The sequence below is a fragment of the Williamsia sp. Y844 genome, from assembly GCF_056786475.1.
In genome coordinates this window covers 1,325,336-1,341,533 of the sequence record NZ_JBXCJB010000001.1, presented here as the reverse complement: position 1 = coordinate 1,341,533, position 16,198 = coordinate 1,325,336, and the positions used below count along the sequence as shown (strand labels likewise).

Annotated in this window: 16 protein-coding genes; 6 read left to right on the top strand and 10 right to left on the bottom strand. The window is 63.8% G+C overall.

Features of this window, described 5'->3' with window-relative positions; translation table 11 throughout:
- Positions 1–49: 49 nt before the first annotated feature.
- The 5 genes from AC1TQG_RS05975 to AC1TQG_RS05955 all read right to left on the bottom strand — a co-directional run bounded on the left by AC1TQG_RS05975 (position 50) and on the right by AC1TQG_RS05955 (position 6,377).
- Positions 50–1,768 carry a class I adenylate-forming enzyme family protein gene (locus tag AC1TQG_RS05975; RefSeq protein WP_482136014.1) on the bottom strand — a complete coding sequence of 573 codons (1,719 nt, stop codon included), beginning with the start codon at positions 1,766–1,768 and terminating at the stop codon, positions 50–52.
- Between the two features lie 38 nt (positions 1,769–1,806).
- On the bottom strand, positions 1,807–2,997 hold the full coding sequence (locus AC1TQG_RS05970) for a MaoC family dehydratase (protein ID WP_482136013.1): 1,191 nt from the start codon (positions 2,995–2,997) through the stop codon (positions 1,807–1,809).
- A 15-nt stretch (positions 2,998–3,012) separates the two neighbouring features.
- Entirely contained in the window at positions 3,013–3,996 is a 984-nt protein-coding gene (gene acuI / locus AC1TQG_RS05965) for an acrylyl-CoA reductase (NADPH) (protein ID WP_482136012.1), read from the bottom strand.
- A 105-nt stretch (positions 3,997–4,101) separates the two neighbouring features.
- Positions 4,102–4,857 (bottom strand): SDR family NAD(P)-dependent oxidoreductase, encoded by a 756-nt coding sequence (locus AC1TQG_RS05960; RefSeq protein WP_482136011.1) that lies wholly within the window; start codon positions 4,855–4,857, stop codon positions 4,102–4,104.
- Positions 4,854–6,377, bottom strand: coding sequence for a class I adenylate-forming enzyme family protein (locus AC1TQG_RS05955; protein ID WP_482136010.1), 1,524 nt, complete (start codon positions 6,375–6,377; stop codon positions 4,854–4,856). The genes AC1TQG_RS05960 and AC1TQG_RS05955 overlap by 4 nt, the downstream gene beginning before the upstream one ends.
- A gap of 74 nt (positions 6,378–6,451) precedes the next feature.
- Between AC1TQG_RS05955 and AC1TQG_RS05950 the strand changes: the two genes are divergently transcribed.
- The 6 genes from AC1TQG_RS05950 (at position 6,452) to AC1TQG_RS05925 (ending at position 12,488) form a co-directional block, all read left to right on the top strand.
- Positions 6,452–7,609: a CaiB/BaiF CoA transferase family protein gene (locus tag AC1TQG_RS05950; RefSeq protein ID WP_482136009.1), complete on the top strand. Its 1,158-nt coding sequence runs from the start codon at positions 6,452–6,454 to the stop codon at positions 7,607–7,609.
- Complete coding sequence (locus AC1TQG_RS05945) at positions 7,609–8,871, top strand: acetyl-CoA hydrolase/transferase family protein (RefSeq protein ID WP_482136008.1); 1,263 nt, start codon at positions 7,609–7,611, stop codon at positions 8,869–8,871. Before AC1TQG_RS05950 ends, AC1TQG_RS05945 begins: the two co-directional genes overlap by 1 nt.
- Positions 8,871–9,635, top strand: coding sequence for an enoyl-CoA hydratase/isomerase family protein (locus AC1TQG_RS05940; protein WP_482136007.1), 765 nt, complete (start codon positions 8,871–8,873; stop codon positions 9,633–9,635). Before AC1TQG_RS05945 ends, AC1TQG_RS05940 begins: the two co-directional genes overlap by 1 nt.
- Before the next feature lie 81 nt (positions 9,636–9,716).
- Positions 9,717–10,103 carry a TA system antitoxin ParD family protein gene (locus AC1TQG_RS05935; RefSeq protein WP_482136006.1) on the top strand — a complete coding sequence of 129 codons (387 nt, stop codon included), beginning with the start codon at positions 9,717–9,719 and terminating at the stop codon, positions 10,101–10,103.
- Complete coding sequence (locus AC1TQG_RS05930; protein ID WP_482136005.1) at positions 10,100–10,672, top strand: ATPase; 573 nt, start codon at positions 10,100–10,102, stop codon at positions 10,670–10,672. The genes AC1TQG_RS05935 and AC1TQG_RS05930 overlap by 4 nt, the downstream gene beginning before the upstream one ends.
- 67 nt (positions 10,673–10,739) lie before the next feature.
- Entirely contained in the window at positions 10,740–12,488 is a 1,749-nt protein-coding gene (locus AC1TQG_RS05925) for an HNH endonuclease signature motif containing protein (protein WP_482136004.1), read from the top strand.
- A 14-nt stretch (positions 12,489–12,502) separates the two neighbouring features.
- Here the strand turns inward: AC1TQG_RS05925 and AC1TQG_RS05920 are convergent, their stop codons facing one another.
- Genes AC1TQG_RS05920 through AC1TQG_RS05900 form a run of 5 tightly spaced genes read right to left on the bottom strand, consistent with a single transcriptional unit; the run spans position 12,503 to position 16,192 of the window.
- On the bottom strand, positions 12,503–13,111 hold the full coding sequence (locus AC1TQG_RS05920; protein WP_482136003.1) for a carboxymuconolactone decarboxylase family protein: 609 nt from the start codon (positions 13,109–13,111) through the stop codon (positions 12,503–12,505).
- Positions 13,111–13,854: an SDR family NAD(P)-dependent oxidoreductase gene (locus tag AC1TQG_RS05915; protein ID WP_482136002.1), complete on the bottom strand. Its 744-nt coding sequence runs from the start codon at positions 13,852–13,854 to the stop codon at positions 13,111–13,113. Before AC1TQG_RS05915 ends, AC1TQG_RS05920 begins: the two co-directional genes overlap by 1 nt.
- The gene (locus AC1TQG_RS05910) at positions 13,851–14,684 is read right to left on the bottom strand and encodes a TauD/TfdA dioxygenase family protein (RefSeq protein WP_482136001.1); all 834 of its coding nucleotides are present in this window, start codon (positions 14,682–14,684) and stop codon (positions 13,851–13,853) included. The genes AC1TQG_RS05915 and AC1TQG_RS05910 overlap by 4 nt, the downstream gene beginning before the upstream one ends.
- Before the next feature lie 45 nt (positions 14,685–14,729).
- Complete coding sequence (locus AC1TQG_RS05905) at positions 14,730–15,290, bottom strand: nuclear transport factor 2 family protein (protein WP_482136000.1); 561 nt, start codon at positions 15,288–15,290, stop codon at positions 14,730–14,732.
- A 41-nt stretch (positions 15,291–15,331) separates the two neighbouring features.
- Positions 15,332–16,192: an SDR family NAD(P)-dependent oxidoreductase gene (locus tag AC1TQG_RS05900; protein WP_482135999.1), complete on the bottom strand. Its 861-nt coding sequence runs from the start codon at positions 16,190–16,192 to the stop codon at positions 15,332–15,334.
- Positions 16,193–16,198: the final 6 nt, after the last annotated feature.

Genomic DNA, 16,198 nt, shown 5'->3' with positions numbered 1-16,198 from the left:
TGCGGTTCTGGCGACGAAACCCGCAGGTGGACATCGCCAGAACCCCACATCATCGGGATGCGGGGGTGAGCCTCTTCGCTGCGAGATCGCGGATATCGCTGGTCTTGATCTTGGCGCTACCGGTCAGAGTGATCTCGTCATCGGTGAAGAACAGAACATGCCGGGGCACTTTGTAACTGGCCAATTCGCCCTTGATGTACGCGCGGATCTCATCGGGCTTCAGATCTGCGCCGGCATGCGGAACGATGCATGCGACAACCACCTCGCCGAGCGTGTCGTGGGGGACACCAACGGTGCGGGTGACCTTGACCCCGGGATGTGCCACCAGAACCTCATCGACCTCGAGGGGTGAGACGTTGGCGCCGCCGGTCTTGATGATGTCGGTGAGGCGTCCTTCCCAGAACAACCGGCCTTCGCCGTCGACATACCCACCGTCGCCGGTGGGGAAGAAGCCCTCGTCGTCGACAGACTCGCTCAGTGGTGTGCCGAGATAGCCGAGCATCAGTGTCGGTCCCTTGACGCAGATCTCGCCCCGTTCGCCCACCGGCACGGTCTTGCCGGACAACGTGTCGACGATCTTGAACGTCACGCCCGGTAGGGGTTTGCCGCTGCTGCCACCGGCTTGTTCCTCGGTGGTGTTTGCCGGGTAAATGGCTGAGATCGTGAAGGTTTCGGTGTTGCCGTAGGCATAACCGGGTTCGATCCACTCCGCTGTGACCGACGGATGGCGCGCCACCGGGGTGCGATGGTCGACAAATCGCAAGCTGCTCAGATCTGCGGTGGCCCAGTTGGGTGCGGATTCGAATTGCGCCCACTGATGCGGCCAGGCAAACGGGAAGTTGACCTTTTCGGACTCGATGAGCTCCAGCGCCTCGGTCGCATCGAAGGTCGTCTGCAGTACGAGTGAGCCGCCGCTGGACAGCGTATTGCCCAGTGCCATCGCAAAATTGCCGGACCAGAAGAATCCGTTCGCGCTCCAGCACCGGATGTTGTCCTCCGGGCCGAAGTGGTAGAGCTGTCGGAATCGCCACAGCTGAATGGACACCCCACGATGGGCGCTGAAAATGCCCTTCGGTTTGCTGGTTGATCCCGACGAGAAGAACAGCACCGCAGTATCGCTCGGCTTCACCGCTGCGGCCGTTGCCTCGACCAGCTCCCGCGGTGAGGCCTGACCACGGGCGACGAAGTCATCCCAGGTCTCGATCGCACCCGGTAGATCGGAACCATCGCCAACCGCTGCAAGGTGACGCAGGAAAGGGTATTTCGACGAATGGAGTTCGCCGGGGGCCGCGTCGTTGATCGCAGGTTCGAGCGCGGTCAACACACTCGCGTAGTCGGTTTTGAGCACCTTGCGGTCGAACAACAGCACTGAGACGCCGGAGACCCCGAGCAGGTGGTCCAACTCGGCGGCGGTCGAGAACGTGCTGAGGGTGACGGCCACACCGCCGGCGAGTGCGGTGCCGAACACCGCGGTGATCCACTCGGGTCGGTTGGTCATGAGTACACCGACACGACCGTCTTTGCCGATGCCGGAGGCATGGAGCGCCCGGGCCACCTCGACCGCACGTTCCCACAGCTCGGTGTAGGACCAGCGGATGACACCCTCGGGGGTGTGCATCACCAGTGCCTCACGGTCGCCGTACAACTCGGTCACCTCACGCAAAAAGCCCGGCATCGTGAGTGTGCCGAGGCCGGGCTCTTCGCTCAGCGGTGGACCAGATACCACCGACGTTGCGGCGGTCGATTCGGTGGTGATCTGAGTACTCAAGGCTGACCTCGTTGTCGTCTTTGTCGCGGCTGGGTCTGTCAGAGCGGTAGTTCGACCTCGGCGGTGCAGGTCACCAGTGTGGTGCCGTCCTGGCTGGTGAGCTTCAGCTTGATCTGGACAAGCGGTACGCCCCACTCGGAGTCGGCCTTTTTGTCCACGATCTCGGCGTCGAAGTAGGTCACATCTCCCTCGAATGCGGGTCCGCGGAAATCGGCCTTGGTGTGCCGGACCATGCCGTCATGGCCGGCCCAGTTGGCGAGGAAGTCGGTGCACCAGGCACCCATCGTGGCGCCGTACCCGTAGGCGCGTGCCATGCCGACCTCACCGGCCTTGTCGGCGTCGATGTGTCCACGCGAGGGGCCGACATATAGGCCGTCCCGTTTGCGTGGATCGATCTTGGCGCCCTCCTCGTCGAAGCCGAAGCCCTCGACCCACCCCGGATCCTGATAGACCCAGGGATCGTCGACCCCTTCGGGTGCAACCCATTGGAAAGTGCCCCAGATGTTGAACAGGAAGGCGCGGTATTCGGTGGTGAAGCTCGCGATGGTGTGTGGACCGATCACCCGGCGGTGGAGTTTGTCGCCGACGTTGACCTCATCGAAGTGCGGTGAGACGCCCAATCGGTTGGACATCAGCCAGTCGTCCCGGAGCTTTTCTACTTCGAGTAGCTCGGCATTGGTCCACTTCTTGACCACGCCGATCTCGTTGTCGTACATACCGCGCTTGGTGGCCTCGGCCGCGAGATAGCGGATGGCGGTCGACCGCTCCCTGGCGACCAATGCCCCATGCTGATTCTTGTGGGCGGTGTCGCCGCGGGAGAACATGGTGGGGCCGGCAAACTTCGTCTCGGCCACCTTGTAGTCGTGAAACCACCTGTCCTGGAACAGTTTGTCGCCCGGTCGCACGGGTGTGCCGTAGAACCACCATTCCTCGCCACCGAAGATCAGGTGGCTGTTCGGGATATGCCCCACACAGGCAGGCGCCGCCCCGTGTCCGTAGTCCAGGCCCACCGCGATGGACTGCGGTGCCACGAGCCCACCGAACTTCGAATTGCGCGCGAACTCCTCATCCCAGTGCAAGGGGTTCGGGTTGTCCATCGCCATCACCCATCGGCGGATGTCCGAGGTGCTGCAGGGGTCCCAGAGTTGCCCGCCGCCAACGGGTTTGCCCACCCGGTGGTCGACGTCGGTCAGGTCGAGCTGGACGGCTTCGGTCTCGCTAGTGGTCATGTGTGTACTCCTGTTTCAGCGATTGACGTCGACAACGATGCGGCCACGCACGGTGCCGTCCATCAACTGGTCGGCTGCTTTGATCGATTCCGCAAGGGAGATCTCGGTGGCGATCGACTCCAGGGCGCCTGGATCGAGGTCGCGGGACAGGCGGGCCCAGGCGGTGATCCGTCGCTCGATGGGTGCCATCACGCTGTCGATGCCCAGGAGCGATACCCCACGCAGGATGAACGGCGCGACCGATGCCGGGAAGTCCATGCCCTGGGCGAGACCGCAGGCGGCAACGGTGCCGCCGTAGCGGGTCTGCGCGCAGGCGTTGGCCAGGGTGAAGCTGCCGACCGAGTCGACAACACCTGCCCAGCGTTCCTTCTGCATCGGCTTGCCCTTTTCGGAGAGCTCGGCCCGATCGACGACGGTGGACGCTCCGAGCGCCTGGAGATACTCGACCTCGGAGGTCTTGCCGGTCGAGGCGGCCACGGTGAAGCCGGCCTTGGTCAACAGTGCGATCGCAACGCTGCCGACGCCGCCGGTGGCTCCGGTCACCAGGATCTCGCCCTGCTCGGGGCGCACGCCTGCGTTGACCAGCGCCTCGACGCAGAGGCTCGCGGTGTAACCGGCGGTGCCGATCGCCATGGCCTGCTTGGCGGTGAACTCGGCGGGCAGCGGTACCAGCCAGTCGCCGTTGAGGCTGGCGCGCTGGGCGAAGCCGCCCCAGTGGGTTTCACCGACACCCCAGCCGTTGAGGACGACCCGATCGCCCGTGGACCACTTGCCGTGCGAGCTGGCCGTGACGGTGCCTGCCAGGTCGATGCCGGGCACCATCGGGAATTTGCGGACCACCGGGGACTTGCCGGTGATGGCAAGTGCGTCTTTGAAATTGAGTGAGGAGTAGTCCACGTCTATCTGGACGTTTCCCTCGGGAAGCTCGGATTCCTCGACGTTTTTGAGGGCAACGGATTGCCCTGCTTCGCCCTTTTCGATGACAACTGCCGAAAACATGAGAGAAGTAGTCCTTTCAACCGCCCCAAGTGGGGCAACAATGTGGCCGACATTACGTCAATCCTCGTAAGGATTGCAATGCTTGCAGGTGCTAATCAGCGGGAGTCAGCGTGCTGTCCATCCGCCGTCGACCACGATGGTCTGGCCGGTGACATAACTCCCGGCGTCGGAGGCGAGCCAGAGCACGGCGCCGACAATGTCTTGCGCGGAACCTTCTTTCGGTAGGGGTGTGTTGCGGCGTAGGTACTCCGAGGCCCGCTCGCTGGTGTAGAGCGGGCCGGTGATCTCACTGCGGAAGAAGCCGGGTGCCACGGTGTTCACCCGGATCGAGTGCCTGGCCCACTGCACCGCGAGTTCGGCCGTCAGCCCGGACAGCCCGGCCTTGCTTGCGGCATAAGACGCCTGCGGGATCCCGGGGATGCCGACCTGGCCACTGATCGACGAGATGTTCACGATCGAACCGCCGCCTGCTTCGACCAGGTGGGGAAAAGCGCTCTGGGCCAAGAGGAAAGGTGCCATCAGATTCAGGCCGAGGGTCTGCCGGATGGCCTCCAGCGGCTCGGACTCCGCCTTCTCCTCGGTGAACATGCTGCCTGCGCCGTTGATGATGATGTCCGGTGGTCCGAGTTCGTCCACCACGGTCGGCACGATCGTGCCGACCTGTTCGAGGTCGGACAGGTCGCAAGCGACCGCAAGACCGTTGATCCGTTCGGCGACCGCGCTCAGCCTGTCTTTGCGCCGCGCCACCACCGCAACCCGGGCGCCGGCCTCGGCCAGGGTTTCAGCGACCGCAACCCCGAGGCCTGACGATCCGCCGGTCACGATTGCGACTTTGCCCTTGAGATTGAACAGCTCGCTCACGCGGTGGTTCCCTTCGAGGTGACCTGTCGGCTGGGAATGCGTTGTTGCTCAACGAACTCGGCAAGCCCGGCCCGCTGCACCTTGCCCATCGCGTTCACCGGCAGCGCATCGACCTGGGTCCAGGTCTCGGGGACTTTGTACGACGACACCTCGCGACGGCAATGCGCCCTGAGATCGTCGAAATCCAATGTGGAGAACGAACTCTCGACCACCGCCGCCACTCGCTGTCCCAGGCGGTCATCGGGGATCGGGTACACCGCCACCTTCTCGACGTCCGGGTGCGTGCTGATTGCTCGCTCCACCTCGAGTGGATAGACGTTGGCCCCGCCACGGATGATCACCAGCTTTTTGCGGTCGATCACCGTCAGCCACCCGGAGCCGTCGACGGTTCCGATGTCGCCGGTCGGTAGCGGGCCCGGCGCTGCCTCATCGAGCCCGTCCGGACCCCAGTGCCCGAGCAGGGGTCGCCAGGCTCCGGCCCATTCTCCGCCGGGAGCAGCGGCCAACTTCAGCTCTCCGGATTTGCCTGCAGGCAGTCGATTGTTGTTGTCGTCGTACGCGGCGACGTCGAAGTGCGGCAGTATCTGCCCGCTGGCCCGCACTCGCCACTGGCCATCGGGTGGATCGATCGAGACGACAGTGGGTGCCTCGGTCAGGCCGTAGGTGACGCGGGGGATCAGTCCGTGGGCGTCGGCGAATTCCTGCCGCAGGGCGTCGGACGTGTCGCCGCCGCCGCTCCACACCTCACGCAACGAGCTCAGGTCGGCGTCGGGACGGCGGGCGAGGTCGTAGAGCTGCGCGGGCGCACCGTTCCACACCGTCACGCGCCGGGTGCTGATCCACTCGATGAGGCCATCGACATCACGACGGTTCATCACCACCGCGCACCCGCCGGCCTGGGCGGTGAGCAGTGTCGACAGAACCATGAGGTTGAGGATCGTCAGGGGGAAGCTGTCGCCCTTGCGCAGGTCGGGACCCCATCCGCGGGTCTTGTTGAGCACGGCACCGGGCAACAGGAGATTTCGGTGGCTGTGGACCACGGCCTTGGCGCGACCCGAGGTGCCGCTGGTGAACGCGATCCCGGCCGGTGAATCGATGTCCGGCTCCACATCCGGTGCCTCGAAGTCGCTGCGAAGCAACTCGGACCATCGTTCGGGCTCAACACATTCCGGGCCGGTCACCTTGCCATTCGTTCCCGACAGCACCGCAGTGGGTCCGCACAGGTCGATGATGTCCTGTTGCTCGCCTGCCGACAGTGCTTCTCCGACGCCGGCCCAGATCGCACCGATCCGCTGGGCGCCATGGAATGCCGCCACGATGTCGAGATCGTTGGGCAGGCAGGCGGTGACCCGATCGCCCGGACGTACGCCCAATGACCACAGTGCGCCTGCGGCCCGCCGGGCCTGATCATCGAGTTCGATGTACGTCCAGATGCCGGAGGCGGCCTCGACCGCGGCGGCATCCGGGCGCTCCGTGACCGCGCGGTCCAGGACGTTTCCGATCGGCTTGAAAATCTCCACCTGCTAGTCATACCACTATCCTTGTAAACATTGACCTGATAGCTTGGGTTCGTTGTCGAAGAGGCGGGTTAGGGATGAAACACACAGGTCCGTTGGTCGGCGTACGCGTGGTCGATCTGACGGCAATGGTCATGGGCCCCTACTGCACTCAGGTGATGGCAGACATGGGCGCCGACGTCATCAAGATCGAGATCCCGGCCGGGGACAACACCCGATACATCTCGGTGGGTCCCGAACCGGGCATGGGTGGCGTGTTCGTGAACGTGAATCGCGGCAAGCGCAGCGTTGTCCTCGATCTGCGAACCGACGAGGACAAGCAGGTCCTGCGTGACCTGATCAGCGGCGCCGACGTGTTCATCCACTCGATGCGCGGGACGGCGATCGCCAAACTCGGCTTCGACTACGACGCGGTCGCCGCGATCAACCCGTCGATCATCTACACCAACTGCTACGGGTACGGCCGCCGCGGACCGGACGCGAACCTCACCGCCTACGACGACACCATCCAGGCCGAATGCGGACTGCCGTATGCGCAGGAACAGCTCACCGGCGAGCCCGGCTATGTCGGCACGATCATCGCCGACAAGGTCGCCGGGATGACGGCGCTCTACGCCACCACGATGGCGCTGTTCCATCGCGAACGCACCGGCGAAGGTCAAGAGGTCGAGGTGGCGATGTTCGAGACCATGGCCGCGTTCATGCTGGTCGAACACGCCGGCGGTGCGATGTTCACGCCGCCCCTCGGACCGGCGGCCTATCACCGCGCGGTGTCGCCGAACCGAAAGCCGTACCGCACCAAGGATGGACACATCTCGGCGCTGGTCTACAACGACAAGCAATGGGACGCGTTTGTTGCCGCCGTCGCCCCCGAATGGGCGGGTGAGCATTTCGCCACCCTCGGGCAGCGCGCCGCGCGGATCAACGAGGTGTACTCGCTTCTGGGAGAAACTTTTTCAGAACGCACCACCCAGGAGTGGCTCGACCTGCTGCGTTCGTTGGATATCCCGGCTGCGCCCGTCCGGTCACTCGACGAACTGTTCGACAACCCGCACCTGGAGGCGGTGGACTTCTTCGAAGAGGTCGAATCGCCTTATGGTTCAGTCCGTTTCCCCGGTCCGCCCACCTGGTTCTCCCGAACACCCGGACGGATCGACAGTGCGGCCCCCAGACTCGGTGAGAACACCGAAGAGGTCAAGGCCCAGGTGCGCTCGGCAGACGGGGCCTGGTCCTGATGGCGGCTTCCACGGCGATCGACCTGCAGCGGTATCTGCTCCCTGGCGATCGGATCGTGATCGGTCAGGCCTGTGGTGAACCCACGACACTCATCGAAGCCCTGATCGAGCAGGGTCACGAGGTGGGCGGGCTGTCGGCGTTCATCTCGACCAGCTTCTCCGGGCTCTTCACGCCGGAGACCGCCAAGAGTTTTTCGCTGTCGAGCATGGGTGCGATGGGCTCGTTGCGGGTGATGAGCAAGGCCCATGAGCTCGATGTCGTTCCGTGCCACGTCGGCCAGATCGCCCCGATGATCGCGGGCGGTCACATGGGCTGCGACATCGCATTGATACAGGTCAGTCCCGCCGATGCGGACGGCAACCACAGCCTCGGACTCATCAGCGATTACGTGCAGGCCGCGGTCGCCAGGGCGCGCGTCGTCATCGCCGAGGTCAACGATCAGGTGCCGTACACCTGCGGCGAGAAGGTGCCCGCCACCGCGATCGATTACGCCGTGCACGTCTCGCGGACTCCGGTCGAGGTGACGTCTGCACCGATCAGCGACACCGATCTGGCGATGGCCGAACATGCGGCGGCGTTCATCGGTGACGGTTCGGTCATCCAGATGGGTATCGGCGCGGTCCCGGAGGTGATGTTGCGGCTCCTGCGCGATCGCCGCGATCTGGGTGTGCATTCCGGCATGGTCGGCGATGGGCTGGTGGACCTGATCGAGGCCGGGGCAGTCACCAACGCCCGCAAGCGGATCGACCGCGGCGTGAGTATCGCCGGTGCCCTGATCGGGACCCGGCGGTTGTACGACTTCGCTCATCAGAACCCCGAACTCCGGATGTGCAACACGGCGTACACCCATGAGGCGGCCGTGATGGCGCAACTCGACAACTTGGTGACCATCAATTCGGCGTTGGAAGTGGATCTGACCGGGCAGGTCAACGCCGAGCAGAGTGGCGCCGCCTATCTCGGCGGCACCGGTGGTCAGCTCGACTTTGTTCGCGGGGGCGCACGCTCGCCGGGTGGGCACGCGATCATCGCGCTCCCGGCAACCGCGAAGAAGGGAACGATAAGCCGCATCACTGCCCAGCTGTCGGGTCCGGTCACCACGCCGCGCAGTGATGTCGACGTGATCGTCACCGAGTTCGGCGCCGCGCAGCTACGTGGCCAGAGTTTGGCCGAGCGCACCAAACGCCTTATCGCCATTGCGCATCCGGACTTCCAGGAAGAACTCTCGCGCGAGGCGCACATCATTCAGCAGAGGGGATATTAGTGAGCGACGCCGTCCTGTTCGATGCCCGCGACGACGGGATAGCGATCATCACGATCAATCGTCCCGACACCCGTAACTGCCTGTCGCTGGAGGTTCGCGAAGGCTTGCGTGATGCCTGGGAACGTTTCGAGAACGACACCGCGCTACGGGTGGCGATCCTGACCGGCGCCGGTGAGACATTCTGTGCCGGAGGTGATCTCAAGGAGATGGTCGCGGCCGGGATTGCGGTGCCGCCACGCGACATGTTCGCGCTTCCCTATGACACCGTCGAACTGTCGAAACCGACCATCGCGGCGGTCAACGGATACGCCTTCGCGGGCGGCTGGATGATCGCGCAGGCCTGTGATCTGTGTGTAGCCAGCACCAGCGCGAAGTTTGCCGTCACCGAGGTGAAGGTCGGCCGGAGTTCACCATGGGCGTCGCCGCTGATCCACATGATCCCGCAACGGATCATGATGGAAATCCTGCTCACCGGAAAACCGATTACCGCGCAGCGCGCCTATGAAATCGGCCTGGTCAACCGGATCGCCGAGCCGGAGGGCTTGCTGAGCGAGGCGATCGCGCTTGCGAAGGACATCCTGGCCGGCGCGCCGCTATCGGTGAAGGCCGCGCGCGACACAGTGATGATCGCGACCGAGATGGGCCGGTCGGAGGCATTGGCCGCGGCCAGGGCCGCCGCCGAAGACTGCTACAACAGCGCAGATGCCCAAGAAGGGCCCGCTGCGTTTGCGCAGAAACGGGCCCCTGTCTGGACCGGCAACTGAACGAATGCCTGCCGTTCCCGGCGGGTGTGCGTAGCTGGTTGCTACAATCGGGTAGCACATTGCTACCACAAGGAGATCGCGATGCCAGGAGCCGCAGACAAGGTGACGCGCATGGACGCGGATCTGGTCGACAGCGCGATCGCCGAGGGTCGCCGTCAACAACGCACCGGACGTCAGCAACTCGAACATTGGGCACTCGTCGGCCGCTCTGTGACCGCACACGAAACCGCCTCGGCCCGCCGAATTCAGGCAGTCTTGAACGGTGATCTACCGACAAGCGACCTGGGTGATGTCGAGGGACGGATATTCAACGCCGAGATCCGGGCGCGCATCACCGAAGACCTCGCGAAGGCCGACTATCGCAGCGTGCTGGCCTCGCGCGGTGTCACGACCGTTGCACTTGATGAGGCCGGTCGGTTGGTCGAATACCGACCCGACGGCACCACCGCGGTCCTCGACAACGAGTGAAGCGCCTCGATCTTGTCGTCGGTCCGAACGGGTCGGGAAAGTCGACCTTTGTCGAACTGACCTTGCTGCCGCTGCTGCCCCGAAGTGTGTTCGTCAACGCGGACCTGATCGCCGCGCAGCGCTGGCCAGACCAGGCTCAGGCGAAGTCGTATGAGGCCGCTCAGATCGCGGCGGCCACGCGCAACCAATTGATCGAGCAGGGTCGCTCGTTCATTGCCGAAACAGTGTTTTCTCACGCTTCGAAACTCAACCTGATCGACGACGCCCAGCGCGCCGGATTCACGGTCGCACTGCACGCGATGATCGTCCCGGAATCACTTGCGGTGCGGCGTGTGGAGTACCGCACCCGGGCAGGCGGTCATGCCGTGCCGGAGACCAAGATCCGGGACCGCTACCGTCGCCTGTGGCCATTGGTCGCCGTTGCCATCGGGCGTGCCGACGAAGCGACCGTCTACAACACCGCCGAAGGTGTCGCGCCTTCAGTTGTCGCCGAGTACACGGCGGGCACACTCGTCGGTGTCGCGCGGTGGCCGTCCTGGTCTCCCGCGGTGCTCAGCGACCTGGCGTAGCGCCGATTGCTCGGGGCGCGTTCGCAGTCAATCCGGATTGTCGGACACCTGATCTAGACTCGCTTGTATGTTCGATGAAGAGGTCGAAAATGCAGGTGGGGACGATGAAATCGGCCCTGTCGAGTCGCTGGGTGTCAACGAGTTGTTACGTAACACCGAACTTGCGATGGCCCAGCAGTCGCGGATGGAGTGGGAGCGATACGCCGCTGCGGCGATGCTGCACAGACATCTCGTCGAGCCCACCGCCGGGTCTGAGGCGGAGATGCGGGCTCTTGATCCGTTCGCCCAGTGTGCGGCGAGATTGTCTGCGGCGCAGGGGTTGACGCAACGGACCGCGGAGCTGCAGATCAATCGCGGGGTGGCGTTGCGGGATCGCCTGCCTGCGGTCAATGCGCTGTTGAAGGCGGGACGGGTTGCTGCACACCATGTCCCTGACATCATTGCCCGGACCGAGTTGATCGAGGGTTCGGCCCATATGACTGAGATCGATCGCGGTATCGCCGAGGCGCTGGGTCGGCGTGGGTCGTGGTCGAAGGGTCGGATGCGAGACATGGTTGATGCGATCATTTTCCGCCGCGATCCGGATCTGGTCCGCAACAACCGGGAGGATGCGAAGAAGAATCGTGGGGTGTGGGCCAACAACACCGACCACGGGATGGCGGTGATGGACGCGCATTCCACGGCTGAGGAATTGGCGATGATCATGGCGCGGTTGGAGAAGCTGGCCATGGCCACGTGTAAGGCCGATCCGCGGAAGAAGTCTGACCGGATGGCTGATGCGTTGTTCGCCACGGTGATGGGCCGTGAGTTCCTTTGTGAATGCCCGAACGACCCAAAACACCCCTGCACCGCTGAGATTGTCACCGTTCCTGCCGGCCAATTGGTTTCGGGTGTGGACGTGAAGATCGTGCTGCACGTGATCACCGATCACGTCACCCTCGACGGTCGCGCCGAGAATCCAGGATTTCTGGATGGTCACGGCGTGATCTCTGCCGATCACGTTCGCGATATCGCAGCCCGCCCGGAAACCGTGCAGCGGCCAATGGGCAACAAACCTGCGCCCGCACAGTCGGAGCAACCAGAACCAGTGCAGCCAGAACCAGCGCTGCCCGAGCAGGGGACACCAAAACCGAAGCGGCCGAACGTGTACGTGCGCCGACCTCAGAACCCTTCAGTCGAGAACCTCCCCGATGACGGCGGCGACAGTGCCGTCGTCACAGCGCCGTTTCCACAGGTGATTCCACTCCCGGCCACCCAACCTGGTGATCAATACCGGCCCTCGGTCGTCTTGGACACTTACCTTCGAATCCGGGACGTCTACTGCATGTGGCCTGGATGTGAGCACAAGGCCTGGGGCGCCGACCTTGACCACACCTGCGAGTACAACCACAACGAGCCTGAAGCCGGTGGTTGCACCCATCCGTCAGAGATGAAGACGCTGTGCCGTTTTCACCATCTGTTGAAGACGTACTCCGATTGGCTCGACGACCAATACCCCGACTCCGAGACCGGGCGGACCCGGCTGATTTTCACCACACCCGAAGGCCGCAACTACCACGGCCCAGGCTGGACCGGCGACGATCTGTTCCCCACCTTGAGGCTCATCGTCTTCGACAACCAACGCGGCTCACCAAGCCGGCAGCCAACTGCATCGTGCGTCAAACCGGAAACCCGCCAACAGTCGCGCACCGCAGCGAAACACGAACGCCGTCAGCAGGAACGGATGGCCAACCGCCGACAGCGTCAACTGGAAGAGCAACTCACTCAGAAACTCCGCGAGGAGCGGGGACGCGACAGTCCGCCACCGACGTACTGATGTTCGTCCAGGGGCTAGCGGGCAGCAGGTAGGAAGGGGCGCAACCCGTCTTCGGGCTCGATTCCGAAGGACCGCAACGACATTGCCAGCATCGAGTAGCAGCCGACGGTGAAGACCACGTCCATCAGTTTCTGCTCGTCGAACTCACCGGCGAGCACACCCCACGTCTGCTCGTTCACGATGCCGTCGTTCAGCAACTGGTCCACCGATTGCAGAAGGGCGCGTTCGATCGGAATCCATTCCGGGGCATCAGGGCCGGTGGCGATCCGGGCGATCTCGTCGGCGGTCATACCGGCCCGGTCGGCGAGGATGACGTGCTGTGCCCACTCGTACTCGGCATTCCGTAGGTGCGCCACCCTCAATACCAGCAGCTCACGCTCGCGGACCGACAACGCGGACCCCGACAACAGATGTTTGTTGAAGGTCAGGAAAGCCATTGCCAGCGACGGGTAGCGGGCCAGCGTGCCGAGCAGGTTGTCGCCCGCTTGCCGACCCTCTTCTGGTCCGGCACTCGCGACCGATGAACGGAATCCGTCGACAAAGGCCTGCATCTCGGCGGACCAATCCGCTCTGCGGGCCGGCGGTATCCGGGGAACAACAGATACGCGTACATCTTCGGGCATTACGTGTTCCGCCCGCCGTTGACACCGATGATCTGTCCGGTGATGTAGCCGGCTTCCTCGCTGACGAGGAATGCGCACGTGGCCGCAATATCTTCGGGCTGACCGATCCGGCCGACCGGGGTCTTGGCAACCTGCGCCTCGACGTCGACCAACCCCGTATCAACGGTCCGGCGGAGCATCGGGGTGTCGATGAATCCGGGCGGCACGGTGTTGACAGTGATTCCGCGCCTGCCGAATTCGAGTGCCAGCACCTTCGTCAGTCCGACCACACCGGACTTGGCGGTCACATAGCTGCCGAGACCGGGCGATCCGCTGTGGACGCTGGAGGATGAGATGTTGACGATCCGACCCCAGCCTTCTTCGAGCATCTCCGGGATCACCGCCTGAGAGCAGTGGAATGCGCTGGTCAGGTTGATTGCCAGCGCACGATTCCAGGTCTCGAGGGTGATGTCGAGGAACGGTTCGGCGACGGTCAGGCCGGCGTTGTTCACCAGGACCGTCGGACGTCCCAGCGTGGACTTGACCTCGGCGATGGCCGAGTCGATCCGGTCCCGGTCGGTGACGTCGACGGCGAGGCCGATGGCCTTGCCGCCGGCCTTCTCGATCTCGAAGGCCGCGGCCTCGGCAGCGGCGCCGTTGATATCGAAGATGGCCACCAGATTGCCATCAGCGGCAAAACGTTTGGCTATGGCATTGCCGATCCCGGAGGCGCCCCCGGTGACAATTGCTGTGCGGTCACTCATTTGATCTTCTCCTGGCCTGCGACGGTGGATCGGTGCATTGTTCGTGGCTTGAGCCGGTCGAAGTCTCGGACGCGATGGACCAGGCCGGTGTTGTCCCAGAGCACCGTGTCACCCTCGGACCAGCTGTGCTGACAGACCAGGCCGGGTGCCGTGATGCGTTCTTGCAGTTCCTTCAGCAGTGCGCGGCCTTCGTCGATGTCCATGCCGACGATGTGGGATGCCGTCGCCCCCAGCACCAGTGAGCGCCGACCGGAATCGTGCTCCCACACCAGCGGATGTTCACGAACAGAGCGAGAAGCCCACTCGGTCACCTGTTCCGGTGTCGGATTCGGATAGGTCAGCCGCTGGATGGCCTCGAAGGTGTGGACCACCCGCAGGTCGGCAAACCGTTCCTTCTCCTCGTCGGTCAGCGCCTCGTAGGCCGCATAGGTACTGGCGAACTCGGTCTCACCGCCTTCGGCCGACGTCACCCGAGCGGTCAGCATCGATGTCTTCGGGGCGATCTCGTCGAGCAACCCGTCGATATGCCAAAAGCAGTTGCTGGCGAAGTACTCGGCGTTCGGGTTGCTGGGATCGAAGCTGATCTCCATCACCTCGGCGGTCTCCGGCGGTAGGTGGGAGAAGTTGATCAGCTTGCCCAGCTTGCGGCAGAACTCGACCAGTGTCTCATCGTCGGCGTTCAGCTCCGGAAACAGTAGTACGGAATGGGTTTCGAGGGCCTCGGCGACTTGATCGGCCAGATCGGGATCAGTGGTCAGACGAGCGGGGTCGACATCCAGCACCTTCGCTCCAACGGTGTCCGAAAGCCGCTCGACGGCAAGTGTGGTCATGGTCCTTCTCCTAGATACTGGGGGTTCGGTGAATCGGTTGCCGGATCAGGTGGGAATGAAGGCGGGCCGGATGTTCGACAGCGGACGCTGATACGACGGATCGCCGGTGCTGCGTGACGGGGTGCCGTTGAGAAAGACATCCGGAACATCGCTGAACGGGATGTCCATGGTCGGAACCAGGCCCGACCACTCGATCGCGTTGGTGCGCAAGGCGATCTTCCACTGCCCGTCGCGGCGCTCGACCCGGTCGATGTAACGACCGCCGGCAATCCAGTTGCTGTCGTCGCGATTTCGGCCGACGAACAGATAGTAGGTCTCGGTATGGGCCACATCGCCCTCGATGTCACAGGTGTGGTTCAGCAGGTTGTGGTGGGTGGCGATCTGGCCCTGCTCGTGCATGGGGGAGGCCCAGTCGTACAGGTCGGTCGGACCACCGACGAACTCGCCGGCAGCGATGGTGGCATCGGTATGAAATGCGGACAGGAACAAGTCTCGATCGAATCGGTCCATACCCCGGGAGAACCGGGTCAGGGCGTCGAGGATCTCCTGACGGTCGATGAGTTCTTCCAACTTTGCTTGCCGCTCCGGCGTGGCCAACGTACTCACGATGTCCTCCAGTTCTGGTGATTGGTGCACTGCATTTGATGTCAGACGGGTGACCAGATCGGCGATCCGCGAGTGGAACGCAGCGACGGAATCGCCCTGCCGTCAATGTCTTTGATGCCGTAGTCGTCGCCGAGCTCGGCGGTGATGAAGGTTCCACCGCTGCGATCGAGGAGACCGGGATCGTTGAGCAAAGCCGCGATCACCCGTCCCGGATACTCGGGGGAGCAACCATTCTCGGGTCGGGTCGCGGCCTGTTCGCCGAGGTGCTCGATCGCAGCGAGATTTCGCTCCGCCCGCTCTGTGAATGTCAACCCCTGCCACAGTGAGATCGACGTGATGCCAAATGGTTTCAACTCGACGGCCATGTCTCGCGACATGCGGTCGGCAGCCGACTTGGCGGTACCGAAGACGACCCCATAGGTGTAGGACACCCCGGTGTATCCAGAGATGGCCACCATCAGGCCGGACTTCTGTGGCGCCATGATCTTGGCGGCGTGCCAGGCGGCGACAAAGTTTGATCGCACACCCACATCCATCATCTGCCAGTTGGACAGTGGCTTCTCCCAGAAGGGATCCGGATCGGTCAGATCGTCGGGCAGCGCGAAGGCGTTGTTGACCAGAAGGTCCAGGCGCCCCTGTTCCTGCCGAACCTGGTCGAACAGTGCGGCAACCTGGTTGTCTTGCGAATGATCCACCGCGACGGCAATACCTTTGCCGCCCCGGCGGTCACATTCCTCGGCCGTTTCGCCGATGGTCCCGGGCAACGGGTCCACCCCCGCCCGCACCGTGCGGCCGGTGACGTACACCGTGGCGCCCTGCTGCGCCAGCGCCAGCGCGATACCTTTTCCGATACCGCGGCTGGCGCCGGTCACAACAGCGACCCTGCCCTCGAGAGAGTTCACCGGAGA